General features: G+C 72.8%; 15 protein-coding genes. 2 read left to right on the top strand and 13 right to left on the bottom strand.

Annotation, left to right across the window (positions count from 1 at the left end; all coding sequences use genetic code 11):
* Positions 1 to 15: 15 nt before the first annotated feature.
* The 6 genes from JNX00_RS09885 to JNX00_RS09860 all read right to left on the bottom strand — a co-directional run bounded on the left by JNX00_RS09885 (position 16) and on the right by JNX00_RS09860 (position 4,212).
* Positions 16 to 318, bottom strand: coding sequence for a beta-hydroxyacyl-ACP dehydratase (locus JNX00_RS09885; protein WP_070397916.1), 303 nt, complete (start codon positions 316 to 318; stop codon positions 16 to 18).
* Positions 305 to 1,666 carry an AMP-binding protein gene (locus JNX00_RS09880; protein ID WP_204744839.1) on the bottom strand — a complete coding sequence of 454 codons (1,362 nt, stop codon included), beginning with the start codon at positions 1,664 to 1,666 and terminating at the stop codon, positions 305 to 307. Before JNX00_RS09880 ends, JNX00_RS09885 begins: the two co-directional genes overlap by 14 nt.
* Positions 1,663 to 2,328: a hypothetical protein gene (locus JNX00_RS09875; RefSeq protein ID WP_204744838.1), complete on the bottom strand. Its 666-nt coding sequence runs from the start codon at positions 2,326 to 2,328 to the stop codon at positions 1,663 to 1,665. Before JNX00_RS09875 ends, JNX00_RS09880 begins: the two co-directional genes overlap by 4 nt.
* A 67-nt stretch (positions 2,329 to 2,395) precedes the next feature.
* A complete protein-coding gene (locus JNX00_RS09870) occupies positions 2,396 to 2,683 on the bottom strand; it encodes a phosphopantetheine-binding protein (RefSeq protein ID WP_070397919.1) in 288 nt (95 codons plus the stop codon).
* A 27-nt stretch (positions 2,684 to 2,710) separates the two neighbouring features.
* Entirely contained in the window at positions 2,711 to 3,970 is a 1,260-nt protein-coding gene (locus JNX00_RS09865; RefSeq protein WP_070397920.1) for a beta-ketoacyl-[acyl-carrier-protein] synthase family protein, read from the bottom strand.
* 2 nt (positions 3,971 to 3,972) lie between these two features.
* Positions 3,973 to 4,212 carry a phosphopantetheine-binding protein gene (locus JNX00_RS09860; protein ID WP_116957846.1) on the bottom strand — a complete coding sequence of 80 codons (240 nt, stop codon included), beginning with the start codon at positions 4,210 to 4,212 and terminating at the stop codon, positions 3,973 to 3,975.
* Between the two features lie 143 nt (positions 4,213 to 4,355).
* Here JNX00_RS09860 and JNX00_RS09855 point away from each other — a divergent pair, with 143 nt between their 5' ends.
* Positions 4,356 to 5,060, top strand: a complete 705-nt coding sequence (locus tag JNX00_RS09855; protein WP_239478298.1) for a phosphatase PAP2 family protein — start codon at positions 4,356 to 4,358, stop codon at positions 5,058 to 5,060.
* Here JNX00_RS09855 and JNX00_RS09850 read toward each other — a convergent pair.
* The gene (locus tag JNX00_RS09850; protein WP_204744837.1) at positions 5,026 to 5,982 is read right to left on the bottom strand and encodes a patatin-like phospholipase family protein; all 957 of its coding nucleotides are present in this window, start codon (positions 5,980 to 5,982) and stop codon (positions 5,026 to 5,028) included. The two genes, JNX00_RS09855 and JNX00_RS09850, sit on opposite strands and share 35 nt — an antisense overlap.
* A 95-nt stretch (positions 5,983 to 6,077) precedes the next feature.
* Between JNX00_RS09850 and JNX00_RS09845 the strand changes: the two genes are divergently transcribed.
* On the top strand, positions 6,078 to 7,124 hold the full coding sequence (locus tag JNX00_RS09845; RefSeq protein ID WP_070397924.1) for an extracellular solute-binding protein: 1,047 nt from the start codon (positions 6,078 to 6,080) through the stop codon (positions 7,122 to 7,124).
* A gap of 52 nt (positions 7,125 to 7,176) precedes the next feature.
* Here the strand turns inward: JNX00_RS09845 and JNX00_RS09840 are convergent, their stop codons facing one another.
* The 6 genes from JNX00_RS09840 to JNX00_RS09815 form a co-directional block, all read right to left on the bottom strand.
* On the bottom strand, positions 7,177 to 7,881 hold the full coding sequence (locus JNX00_RS09840; protein WP_070397925.1) for an SDR family oxidoreductase: 705 nt from the start codon (positions 7,879 to 7,881) through the stop codon (positions 7,177 to 7,179).
* Positions 7,882 to 7,955: 74 nt separating this feature from the next.
* A complete protein-coding gene (locus JNX00_RS09835; RefSeq protein ID WP_204744836.1) occupies positions 7,956 to 9,368 on the bottom strand; it encodes a sulfite reductase subunit alpha in 1,413 nt (470 codons plus the stop codon).
* A gap of 35 nt (positions 9,369 to 9,403) precedes the next feature.
* The gene (locus JNX00_RS09830) at positions 9,404 to 10,423 is read right to left on the bottom strand and encodes an FAD:protein FMN transferase (protein ID WP_204744835.1); all 1,020 of its coding nucleotides are present in this window, start codon (positions 10,421 to 10,423) and stop codon (positions 9,404 to 9,406) included.
* Between the two features lie 113 nt (positions 10,424 to 10,536).
* Positions 10,537 to 11,400 (bottom strand): DUF4198 domain-containing protein, encoded by an 864-nt coding sequence (locus JNX00_RS09825; protein ID WP_204744834.1) that lies wholly within the window; start codon positions 11,398 to 11,400, stop codon positions 10,537 to 10,539.
* A 28-nt stretch (positions 11,401 to 11,428) separates the two neighbouring features.
* Positions 11,429 to 11,941: a DUF2271 domain-containing protein gene (locus tag JNX00_RS09820; protein WP_204744833.1), complete on the bottom strand. Its 513-nt coding sequence runs from the start codon at positions 11,939 to 11,941 to the stop codon at positions 11,429 to 11,431.
* Between the two features lie 22 nt (positions 11,942 to 11,963).
* Positions 11,964 to 12,626 (bottom strand): PepSY-associated TM helix domain-containing protein, encoded by a 663-nt coding sequence (locus JNX00_RS09815; RefSeq protein WP_070397930.1) that lies wholly within the window; start codon positions 12,624 to 12,626, stop codon positions 11,964 to 11,966.
* Between the last annotated feature and the right edge of the window lie 69 nt (positions 12,627 to 12,695).

Below are 12,695 nucleotides of genomic sequence, written 5' to 3'. Positions count from 1 at the left end.
ATGGCCCGGCCGCGCTCATGCGTCCACCGGCCGCAGCTGGCCCGTGGCCACCGGCTCGCCACCGCGCGTAAAGACGAAGGCGAAGCCCGCGCGGGGCAAGGCGCTCAGGCTCAGCCGCAGCTCGTCGCCGGGCCGCACGGCTTGCAGGAACTTGGCCTGCGGCAGGCCCCAGCCGCGCGCGCCAGGCGCCAGCTCGCGCGCCGCGCGCAGGGCCTCGTCCAGCAGCACCACGCCGGGCAGGATGGGCTGGCCCGGGAAATGCCCTGCGAAAGCGGGGTGGTCCGGGGGCACGCGCCAGGCGCGCTCAAGAAGGCTCACGCAGCACCTCGCGGCGGTAGAGCGCGGCCAGCGCCTCGCGCGTGAGCTTGCCGGTGGCGTTGCGTGGCAGCGCCGGCAGCAGCACCAGCGGGCGCGGCAGGAAGATGGCGTCGACGCGCTCGCGCAGCTCGGCCAGCAGCGGCGCGGGCTGGCGACCGGGCGCCACCGCGAAGGCCACCAGCCGCGCGACGGCGGCGTCGCCGCCTGGCGCCTCGGGCAGGAAGAAGGCGGCGTCGAGCACGCCCTCGAGCCCCGCGAGCTGGCGGTTCAGGTAGGCCAGCGACGTGCGTTTGCCCGCGATGTTGATGAGGTCGGCGTGCCGGCCGTGAAGCACGAAGCGGCCGTCGGCCAGCGGCTCGATCAGGTCGGCCAGGGGCACGGTGCCCTCCACATGCCCGCCCTCGGCGCTGGCCACGTCGCCCGCGAACCGCAGGCGCGCGCCGGGCAGCAGCGTCCAGGCCGGGCCCGCCACGGTGCGCCGGCTGGCCAGCGCGGAGGACTCGGTGGAACCGTAGATCTCGTGCAGTTCGGCGCCGCAGGCGGCCTCGGCCTGCTGCGCCAGGCCCTCGGCCAGCGGCGCGGTGGCCGACAGCAGGCGCTGCGGCAAGGCGCCCGGCGCGGCGCTGGCCAGCCAGTTGGCGAGGTGGAAGGGCGTGGTGACGAGCAGGCGCGGCGCCGGCACGGCGGCCAGGGCGTCGTTGATGTCCTGGGCAAAGAAGGGCTTGCCCGACCAGAAGCTGCAGCCGCCGTGCAGCGCCAGCAGGAAGGTGGATTCGAAACCGTAGCTGTGCTGAATGGGCACGGTGCCCACCAGCACGTGCGGCGCGCGGTCCAGCCCCAGCGCGGCGGCCTCGGCCTGGCCGTTGCGCACCAGGCGGCCCCAGTGCTTGGGGTGCGGCTGCGGCCGGCCGGTGGAGCCCGAGGTGAACAGCACGGCGGCCCGCCGGGCGTCGTCGATCCAAGGCATGTCGGCGAGCGGCGGGCGGCCGGCGCCGGGGCGCGCGGGCACCTCGTGCCGGGGCAGCCCGGCGGCCTCGGCCGCGTGCGACATCTCGGCGCCGTCGACCAGACACAACGCGCCCGGGAAATCCTGCGCCAGCTGGCGCAGGCTCTGCGGCGCCAGCGAGGACGGCTGCAGGCTCACGCGCCCGCGCAGCAGGCCGGCGGCGAAGCCCACGGCGAAGCGGTAGCGGTCCTCGCAGAGATTGATGAGGTCGCCCTCGGGCGGCAGCGCTTCGGCGAAGGCCGCGGCGTCGGCCAGGAATTCGCCCACGCGCACCGGGCCGTCGGGGCGCCAGGCGAACACGCCGTCGATGGCGTGCGCGCTGATCAGCGGGGAAAGGCTCATGGCCGCTGCCCCCGCGCCGACTGGCGGCGTTCGCTGTCGGCCCGCCAGGCGCGCAGCACGGCCGACAGGCTGGGGCGCTCGTGCGGCGGCAGCGCCAGCCGCCGCCACAGGGTTTCCAGCAGGAACATCAGGCCCACGAGGGGACCCGTGAGCACGTTGGCGTGCAGCGACCAGAGCCCGCGCGGCGCGAACAGGAAGAGCGCGGTGGACACCAGCGCGTTCAGCACGAAGAAGGCGGTCCAGGCGGCTGTGACCTGGCGCGTGTAGCGCAGGTGGCCCGGCGAGAGTTCGGCGCCATGCACCAGGCGCGCCAGCCGCGTGACCAGGGCGTCGCCCGGCCCCAGCAGGCTGGCGCCGAACAGCGCCGCCAGCGCGAGGTGAATGCCCAGGTGCTGCAGGTAGTACAACAACGCCACCTCGCCGCGCAGCCAGGGCCACAGGCCCCACAACAGCGACGCCGCCGCCAGCCAGGCGAGCCAGCGCAGCGCCGGTAGCGCCAGGCGCGCGAAGGCCACGGCCAGCGCTGCGGCAAAGGGCGCCACGGCCACCGCCACGTGCAGGTCCATCGGCCCGCGGCCCGTGCTGCCGAGGTGCGAGGCCACCACCCAGCCCAGCAGCAGCAGGCCGGACGCGGCGGCGCGCAGCGGGGCCGATGGGCTCATGCGATCCGGCGCCGGGCCGCCCCCAGCCAAGCCTCGCGACCCATGCCGCGGCGGAGCGTGCGGGTATTCATGTGGTGCGGTGGCGCGTGATGTGAGCCGCCAGCGCGCGCGGGCTGGCGAAAATCTTCTGGTTGTTTTCGTTGTCCGAGCGCATCTGGAACCCGTAGCGCTTGGAGATGACGAGCGCGATCTCGAGCATGTCGATCGAGTCCAGGCCCATGCCCTCGCCGTACAGGGGCGCGTCGGGGTCGACCTCGCCCGGGCTCAGCTCCAGGTTGAGCGCCTCGATGATGAGCTGCACGAGTTCGGGAATCAGCTGCTCCACGGCTTCGGCGTTGACGGTGTCTTCCTGCATGGCGAACTCCTGGGGAGCGTGGGGTGATCAGTGGGCGGGGGCGGCGAACGCCAGCACGACGTTGCTGCCGCCGAAGGCAAAGGAGTTGGACAGCGCCACGCGCAGGCCGTTCGCGTGCCGGCCCTGTGGCACATGGTCCACGCCCTCGCAGGCCGGGTCGAGGCGGCCCGCCAGATGGGCGGTGGGGGGAATGGCCTGCTCGCGCAGGGCCATGGCCGTGACGACGGCCTCGATGGCCCCGGCCGCGCCCAGCAAGTGGCCGTGCATCGATTTGGTGGAACTCACGGGCAGGCGCGCGGCCTGTTCGCCGAACACCTCGCGCAAGGCCTGTACCTCGATCGGATCGCCTTCGGGCGTGGCGGTTCCGTGCGCGTTGACGTAGTGCACCTCGCCCGGGGCCAGGCCGGCGTCCTCCAGCACGGCGCGAAGGGCGCGCACCTGGCCGGCGCGGTCGGGCCGCACCAGGTGGGTGTGGTCGCAGTTGGTGGCGAAGCCGATGAGTTCGCCGTGGATGCGCGCGCCGCGCGCCACGGCGCGGTCCCAGTTCTCGAGCACCAGCGCCGCCCCGCCCTCGCCCAGCACCAGGCCGTTGCGGTCGTTCGAGAAGGGCCGGCAGGCGCTGGATGCGGTCTGCTCGTCGCCGCGCGCGAGCACGCGCATGGCCTCCCAGGCCTTCACCACGCTCACGGACTGGCAGACGTCGGAGCCGCCGGTCACCATCAGCTCGGACTCGCCCGAGCGCACGCGGCGAAAGGCCTCGCCGATGGCCATGGAGGCCGAGGCGCAGGCCGCCGTGTGGCTGCTGCTCACGCCGCCCAGGCCCAGCTGGATGGAGATGTGTGCGTTGGCCGCGTTGTTCATGCCCATCACCACCGACAGCGGCGACACGCGTTCGCGGCCCTTGAGCCAGAGCTCGCGCGCGCCCCGCTCGTGCGCCGCCAGGCCGCCCAGCGCGGTGCCCCACAGGCACCCCCATTGGCGGCGGTCGCTGCCGTCCTCGGCGGCCGAGCGGGCCAGGCCCGCGTGGCGCCAGGCCTTGAAGACGGCGGCCATGCCCAGTTGCGAGAAACGCTCCATCATGGACGCCAGCGGCTTGCCCAGCTCGCGGTCGGCGTCGAAGCCCTCGCAGCGCACGTAGGGCAGGCGCAGGGGGCGCGGCTCGTCCTCGGTGACCATCCACCGAACGGCCGATTCGCCAGCCCACACGCGCTGAAAGAAATCCTCGAGATCGCCGCCGTAGGGACTCACGAGGCCCAGGCCGGTGATCGCGACGCGGTGCCGCGCCATGCTCACTCCGTCTTGCTGGGCACGAGCGATTCGATGACCGCCACCATGTCCGCCACGCTTTTGGGCGGGGTCTGGTCGGAGGGAATCTCGATGCCCAGGCGGTCTTCGGCCTCGAACATGAGCTCGGCCAGCATCAGCGAATCGACGCCCAGCTCGGCCAGGGCCGCCCCGGGCACCACGGCGGACTCGGCCACGCCCAGGCGATCGACGAGAAACTGGCGGATCAGTTCGATGGCGTTCATGTGGGCCCGAAAAAAGTGCGGAATTATAGTGAGCGCCCCCCAGCACGCCCTGGGGCGTACCACCCTGGCGGGGGACGTCACGCGCCTCGGGTACAGTGGCCCCCGCTCCACCCTACCCCACCACAGCACCCGCGCCCGCCGCCTTGACCGCCACCCACCCACCGGCCTGGACCCGCGCCCTCGCGCGCCGATTCTTCGCCCTGTGGCCGCTCAAGGCCGTGGGCACCACCGCCTTCATGGTGCTGTTTTTCCACGCCTATTTTTGGGTGCTGAAAAACCCATCGGGCGAAGCGCTGGAACTGCCCCTGCTGGCGCCGGACCGCTGGGTGAGTTTCGAGCCCTGGGCCATCTACGCCTACGGCTGGCTCTGGGTCTACGTGTCGGTGGCGCCGGGCCTGCTGGACCGCTGGCGCCCGCTGGTGCGCTATGGCGCCTGGGTGGCGCTCATGTGCGCGCTGTGCCTGGCGATCTTCTGGCTCTGGCCCACGCGCACGCCCGTGTTCGATGTTGACTGGTCGGCCTACCCGCGCCTGGCCTTCCTCAAGGGCATCGACGCGTCCAGCAACGCCTGTCCGTCCCTGCACGTCGCGGCGGCACTGCACGCGGCCTGCTGGCTGCACTGGCACCTGCGTGAGTTGGGCGCGCCGGCCTGGACCCGCTGGGTCAGCGCCTTGCAGTGCGTGGCCATCGTCTGGTCCACCATGGCGATCCGCCAGCACGTGTTCATCGACGTGCTGGCCGGCGCGGCGGTGGGCGTGCTGTTCGCCTGGCTGTCGATCCGCTCGGAACGCGCCGCCCAGGCCCGGCCCCGCGCTACAGCGGCCGCCGCTGCGCCAGCAGCGCGTTGAGCCGCGGCAAGGCCGCGCGCATGGCCTCGCGCCCGGCCTCGATGGCGCGCTCGCGCGAGGAAAAGTCCGCGCCGCCCATGCCGTTGAGCACCGGACGCACCACCAGGTCGGCCGTGGCGAGCTCGTGGCGGTTGATGCTCTGTCCCATGATGGCGAAGGTCTGCAGCAACACGTCGAGGTTGCCGGTGGCGGCGTTGGTCTCGGGCGTGGCGGAGATGTCCACCGCGAGCACGATCTCGGCGCCCATCTCGCGCGCCTGGCGCACCGGCACCGGCGCGGTCAGGCCGCCGTCCACGTACTCGGTACCACCGATCTTGACCGGCGCGAACACGCCCGGCACGGCGCTGGAGGCCCGCACCGCGAGCGCCGCGTCGCCGCGACGAAACAGCACGCCGCGGCCGGTGTGCAGGTCGGTGGCGAGCACGCCCACGGGCAAGGCCATGTCCTCCAGCAGCTTGCCGTCGATGGTGCGGCGCACGTAGCGCGCGAGCGCTTCGCCGCGCAGCAGGCCCCGACCCAAGATGGGCAGCGACCAGTCGGCGATCTCGGCCTCCTGCATGCGCAGCGCCAGGCGCTCCAGTTCCTTGCCCGGCAGGCCGCTGGCGTAGAAGGTGGCGACCAGGCTGCCGGCCGAGGTGCCGGCGAGCAGGTCGGGCCGGATGCCCACGCGCTCCAGTTCCTGGATGACGCCAATGTGGGCGAAGCCGCGCGCCGCGCCGCCGCCCAGCGCCAGGCCCAGGCGCGGCGGGCGCGTGAGCGTCACGGGCGGCGTCACGGGTGGCACCACGGGCTCGGCCACCACCGGGGGCTCCGGCCTGTCGGGCGCCTGCGGCGGCACGAGGGCGCAGCCCGTGAGCAGCAAGGCCAGCGCGCAAGCCCACGCGCGGCCTCCGGGGAACCATTGAAAGCGCTTAAGAATCATTCTCGTCTCTGCTAGCATCTATCACCGCTGTCCGGCGGGTGCGGGATTGTCCCAAAGCGCCGGGTGGCCCCCTCTTTCGCAACCAAGAGACCACCATGAAAACCACCCGTACCATCGTTTCGGCCCTGGCCGCCGCCACGCTGAGCCTCGGCGCCGCCCAGGCGCAGGACAAGGTGCTCAACATCTACTCCGCCCGCCACTACCAGACGGACGAGGCGCTGTACAACGGCTTCACGCAGGCCACGGGCATCAAGATCAACCGGGTGGAAGCCGACGACGCGGGCATCGTCTCGCGCCTGCGCGCCGAGGGCGCGGCTTCGCCGGCGGACATCGTGCTCATGGTGGACGCCGCCCGCATGGCCGCCGCCGACGCGCAGGGCCTGTTCCAGCCGATCAAGTCGAAGAAACTGGACGACACCATCCCCGCCACGCTGCGCGCCGCGCCCACCGCCGATGGCGTGACCTGGACCGGCTTCTCCACCCGCGCGCGCATCGTCATCTACGACCCGGCGCGCGTGAAGGCCGAGGACGTGGCCACCTACGAGCAGCTCGCCGACCCCAAGCTCAAGGGCCTGCTGTGCACGCGCTCGGGCTCGCACCCGTACAACATGTCGCTGTTCGCCACAGTGGTGGAGCGGCTCGGTGACCAGAAGGGCGAGGCCTGGCTCAAGGGCCTGGTGGACAACCAGGCGCGCGCGCCCAAGGGCGGCGACACCGACCAGATCCGCGGCGTGGCCTCGGGCGAGTGCGGCGTGGCGATCGCCAACAGCTACTACATGGCCCGCATCCTGAAGTCGGACAAGCCCGAGGACAAGGCGGTGGCCGCCAAGGTGAAGGTGGTGTTCCCGAACCAGGGCACCACGGGCACGCACGTGAACATCGCCGGCGCGGCGGTGGCCAAACACGCCAAGAACCGCGACAGCGCGATCGCCTTCATGGAGTACTTGGCCAGCCCGGCGGCGCAGAAGTACTTCGCCGATGGCAACAACGAGTTCGCCGCCGCCAAGGGCGTGAAGCTGGACAACCCGGCGCTGCAGGCCATGGGCGGCGAGCACTTCAAGATCGAGACCGTGCCGCTGGCGGCCGTGGCGAAGAACCTGACCAAGGTGCAGCAGATGCTGGACCGGGTGGGCTACAAGTAAACCGGACCGGTCCCCAGAAAAAAGGCCGCGCCACCGCGCGGCCTTTTTCATGTCAGACCGAGCGCGTCAGCCCGCCGTCCACCCGCAGGTTCTGGCCCGTGATGTACGCCGCGCCGTCCGAGGCCAGGAAGGCCACGGTGGCCGCGATCTCCTCGCTCGTGCCGTAGCGCTTCAGCGGCACGCTGTCGCGGCGCGCCTCGGTGGGCGGCAGGCTGTCGATCCAGCCCGGCAGCACGTTGTTCATGCGCAGGTTGTCCGCCGCGTAGGTGTCGGCGAAGACCTTGGTGAAGGACGCCAACCCCGCGCGGAACACCGCCGAGGTCGGGAACATGGCGCTCGGTTCGAAGGCCCAGGCGGTGGAGATATTGACGATGGCCCCGCCCTTTTGCTGCTGCATGTGCGGCGTCACCAGCCGCGTCGGGCGGATCACGTTCATGAGGTAGGTGTCCATGCCGCGGTGCCAGTCCTCGTCGCTGATGTCGAGGATGGGGCCGCGCGGCCCGTGGCCCGCGCTGTTCACCAGCACGTCGATGCGGCCCCAGCGCTCCAGCAGCGCGTCCAGCAGGCGCTTGAGGTCGTCGGTGGACTGGTTCGAGCCCGTCACGCCCACACCGCCCAGTTCCTTGGCCAGGGCCTCGCCCTTGCCCGAGGACGAGAGCACGCCCACGCCATACCCATCGGCCGCGAGCCGCCGCGCCACGGCCGCGCCCATGCCACTGCCACCCGCCGTGACCATCGCCACCTTGACTGCCGCCATGTCCTTGCCTTCCGTATGAGTGAGGAAAGCGGCGGATGCTACCCGGGGACCGCGGAGCGCGCGGGCCGGGGGCCTCAATACACGTCGCGCCGGTAGCGGCCTTGCGCGGCCAGGTCTTCCAAGGCCTGGTCGCCCAGGATCCCGCGCAGCGTGCGGTCGACCTCGCCCGCCATGCCGTCGAGGCTGCCGCACACATAGAGGGCGGCACCCCGCCCCACCCAGTCGCGCACGGCCCCGGCCGCGTCGGCCAGCGCGTGCTGCACGTAGCGGCGCTGTGCCTGGTCGCGCGAGAACACCCAGTCCACGCGGCTGAGCCAGCCCTGGCGCGCCCAGGCATCGATCTCCTCGCGGTGGTGCGCGTCGTGGGCCGACTGGCGTTCGCCGAACAGCAGCCACATCGGCGCCACATCGGGCGGGCGCGGCGCGCTCGCGGCATCGTGCAGGCGGCCCGCGGCGGCGAGGCGCCCGCGCAGGTGCCCGCGCAGGCCGGCCAGGCCGGTGCCGTTGCCGATCAGGATCAGCGGGCGATCGGCATTGCCAGCGATGCGAAAGCCCGCGTGCGCGCGCACGCGCAGCATCGCGGTGCCATCGAGCGCCAAGCCCTCGGTGAGCCAGCCCGAGGCGACGCCCGGCTGGCCGTCGGCGCGGCGCGAACGGCGCACCAGCAGGTGCAGCGCGCCATCGGCCGGCACCGAGGCAATGGAGTAGTCGCGCGGCGCGCCCGGCGCCCCGGGCACCTCGACCTGCGCCAGGTCGCCGGCCTGCCAGTCGGGCAGTGCGCCGGCGCTGGGCACCAGCTCCAGGTGGTGCACCGGCTCGCCCACGCTGCCCGGGTTGAGGTGGCGGCGTGCGCGCAGCCGCCAGGGCTGCAGCGCCGGTGCCTCCCAATCGGGCAGGTCGCTGGTGCCGGCCAGGTGGGCCAGGTGCTGGCGCCACTGGCGCAGCGCCTCGGGGTCGCTCTTGTCCACGTCGATGCGCTCGAACAGCGGCAAGGCGCCGCGCGCCCGCAGCCAGGCGTCGAGCGCGCGGCCGAAGCCGCAGTAGTGGGCGTAGGCGGTGTCGCCCAAGGCCAGCAGGCCCACATGCAGGTGCGACAGGCTCACGTCGGCCGAGGCCATGACCTGGCGCGCGAACCGGGCGGCGCTGTCGGGCGGATCGCCCTCGCCGTAGGTGCTGGCCACGCACAGCAGGCGATCGGCCTGCCGCAGGTCGGCCAGGCCCAGCTCGCCCAAGGGCGCCAGCCGCACCGGCACACCAGCGGTGTGCAGGGCCTGCGCGGTCTGCAGGGCCAGTGCCTCGGCCTGCCCGGTCTGGCTGGCGTAGGTCACCCACCAGGCGGGCACGCCGGGCGTGGCGGGCAGCAGCGCGGCCACGCGGCGCCGCGCCTCGGCCTGGCGGCGCCGGTGCTGCCAGGCGAAGGCGCCGCACATCAGGGCGTACAGGGCCAGCACGGCCAGGGCGTAGGTGATTTTTTCCGGTAGAGGCATCGGGTGGCGTGGGCGCGGTGGGCGGCGAACGCGGTTCAGCCCGCGAGGCGCTCCATCGCGCTGGTGAGGGTTTCGCTGAGGCGGCCGTCGGCCTCGCGCTGCAGGAACAGGGCCGCGATGCCATGGGCCTCGGCCAGGGCCAGGCCCTGCTCGCGACCGGCCACGGTGAGCGCGGTGGACCACGCGTCGGCCCAGAGGCAGTCGGCGTGCAGCACGCTCACCGAGGCCAGGCCGTGCGCCACGGGCCGGCCGCTGCGCGGGTCGATGCTGTGCGGCAGGCGCTGGCCGTCCATGAGGTAGGCGCGGCGGTAGTCGCCCGAGGTGGCGACCGACAGACCGTGCAGCGCCACGCGCGTGGCACGCGGCGCGACCTGGCCGGCGCGCACGGGCGGCGTTTCCAGATCAACCCACCAGGGCATGCCGTCCGGCCGCAGGCCCTGGCCGCGCAACTCGCCGCCCAGCTCCACCAGCGCGTGGGCGACGCCCATCGCCCGCAGCCGCCGCGCCACGCGGTCCACCGCGTGGCCCTTGGCGATGGCCGAGAGGTCGAGCCGCAGGCCACCGGGCTGCGTGGCCTCGCGCGCGGCGGCGTCGAAGCGCAGCGCGCGCCAGTCGGTGGCGGGCATCGCGGCCCGCACGGCGTCGGCCGAGGGCGGAGCGAAGCCGGGGTCGGTGTAGCGCGGCGCGGGACCGAAGCCCCAGAGGTTGACCAGCGCGCCCGCAGCCGGGTTGAAGGCGCCCGCGGAGGTGTCGGCCAGCCAGAGCGCCGCCGCCAGCACCTCGGCGAAGGCCTCGGGCAGGGGCCGGCGCGCGCCGGCGGACGCGGCGTTGAACCGCGCCAGGTCGGACGTGGGCAACCAGCTGCTCATCTGCCCGACCACCAGGTCCAGCTCGGCCTCGATGGCCGCGCGCAGCGCGCCCTGGCGCGCCGCGTCGCGGTCGGCCCAGAGCACCTGCCAGGTGGTGCCCATGCTCTCGCCACGCAGGCGCTGCAGGCGCGCGCCCAGCAGGGGCGCCGCGCCTTCGATGTGATCGGGCACCAGTACGCGGGTCATGGTGGACTTGTGCCGCGCACGGAGCGCCCCGACCCGGGGGCAGCGCGGAACCGGCTTCGCCGGGCCGCAGCTGCCGCCCCCATGGGGGGTCGCGCGAAGCGCGGCGGGGGGACCTACTTCGGCAGCACTTCCAGCGTCAGGCTGTAGTTGGAGCGGCGCACCGGCTCGGCCAGGGTACCGGCGGGGCCGCTGGGCGGCGCGGGCGGCGCGCCCTCCACGCGCGGCGCACGCGGCGGGGCCACGTTCACCCAGTACATGCCGGCCGCCGGCCACTTCACCTGGATCTCGCCGTTCTGGTCGGTGTTGAGGCGGATCTCGCCGAGCTCGCTGCGGTAGCGCAGGCCGTCCAGGATGACGGTGGCCGCGTAGCCCGCGGCGGGCTTGCCGTTGTCCAGGAAACGGAAGGTGGCCGTGTCGCCCTCGACCAGGTCGTTCGGGTGCGTCACCGCCACCAGTTCGATGCCCGCGCCCGTGGGCTTGAGCGCGTCGGTGCTGGGCTTGCCGCGCGTCACGAAGGTCTCCACGCGGCTGTTGTTCTGGCTCACGCGCAGCTCGGTGGCGTCGGCCGGGATGTCCTTGGCCAGGGACTCGGCCGAGCCGCGCAGGCGCTTGGTCTCGCCGCCGACCTTGAAGCTGGCGATCAGGCCGTCGTTGACCAGCGCGATGCGGTAGGTGCCCTGCTGCTCCAGCTTCACGTCGAACATGCTGCGGTAGCGGCCCTTGGCCTGGTTCTCGGCCGGCACCGGCTGGCCGTTGGGGCCGATGACGACCAGGTTGTCCAGGCCGGCGGCGTTGTGCTCGTAATAGAAGATGTCGTTGGAGATGGCGGCGTCCACGCTCACCCAGGGCTGTTGGCCCGAGTAGACGGTGCCCGAAGGCAGCAGCCAGGCGCGGTGCGCGTGCGCGGCCAGCGGCAGGGCCAGGGAGGCGGCGGCCGCCAGGGCGAGCGCGCGGGCGCGAAGCGGAATGTTCTTCATCGAGAGGTCTCCGGTCGGTTTCGGGGCTTCAGGGTTTGACGGTGACGCTGATCGCGCCGAGTTCGTGCTGGCCGCGGGCCTGCGTGGTGGCGGCGCCCTTGGGCGGCCAGACGAAAGGCACCTTCACGAGCTCGCGGCCGCCCACCTCGCGTGCGGCCTCCAGCACCACGGCGTATTCGCCGGGGGCCAGTTGGCCCAGGGCGGCGTCGCCGAACTGCAGGCTGTGCTCGCCGGGCGCGCGCGTGGCGCCGCTCAGGCCATCCACGGGCATGTTCAGCTCGCGCCCGCTCTTGCGCCACCAGGCCCGCATGTCCTTGAGCCACTTGGTGCCCTCGTTGTTGCGCAGCTTGATGTCGTACCAGACCGCGAGGTTGCCCACGAAGGACTGGTCGGGCTTCTCGATCCAGATCGCCACGTAGGGGCGGTGGTACTCCGCCACCGACAGGCGCGGGATCTCGACCTTGAGCGCCATGTCGGCGGCCACGGCGGGCCAGGCGAGGCCGGCCGCGGTGAGCGCGGCGGCGTAACGGATGGTCGTCATGGGAAAACGGCTCCTTGGAGGGTCAGTGGATGAACAGGATCACGAGCAACAACGGGATCACCAGGCCCGCGCCCACCATGGGCCAGGTGGTGGGCCGCGCGGCGGCGTGGAACTTGAGGATGAACAGGCCGGTGATGGCGAACACCAGGCAAGCCACCGAGAAGATGTCGAGGAACCACTTCCAGGCCAGGCCGGTGTGGCGGCCCTTGTGCAGGTCGTTCAGGTAGGAGACCCAGCCGCGGTCGGTGCGCTCGTATTCCACGCCGCCGGTCTCGCGCTCGATGCGCAGCCAGGCGTCGCCACCCGGTCGCGGCAGCGAGAGGTAGATCTCCTCGGGCGACCACTCGGCCTCGCTGGCGGGCAGGCTCAGGTCCAGCGCCTCGGACAGCCAGGCGTGCACGGCGGGCGGCAGCGCGGCGTTGCCGGGTTCGTCGTCCTTCACCGCCAGCGCGGCGCGCAGGTCCTCGGGCAGCTCCAGGGCCTTGTTCTGCACCACGGGCGTGGAGGGGATGTCGGCGGCGTGGTTGAGCGTGATGCCCGTGAAGGCGAACAGCAGCATGCCGATCAGGCACAGCGCGGAACTGATCCAGTGCCACTGGTGCAGGGTCTTGAGCCAATAGGCCCGGCTGGACGCCGCCGGGGCGGCCGAAGGGGGTTTGGCGGAGGTGTCTGACCGGGTATTCACAACTTGCAAATTATAACCATTCTCATTTGCAAGACCAAACCGAGAGACACCATGGGACCGGCTTTGCGG

It is taken from the genome of Hydrogenophaga sp. YM1, from assembly GCF_016903055.1.
GTDB classification, from domain to species: Bacteria; Pseudomonadota; Gammaproteobacteria; order Burkholderiales; family Burkholderiaceae_C; genus Hydrogenophaga; species Hydrogenophaga borbori.
This window is presented reverse-complemented; position numbering and strand designations above follow the sequence as displayed.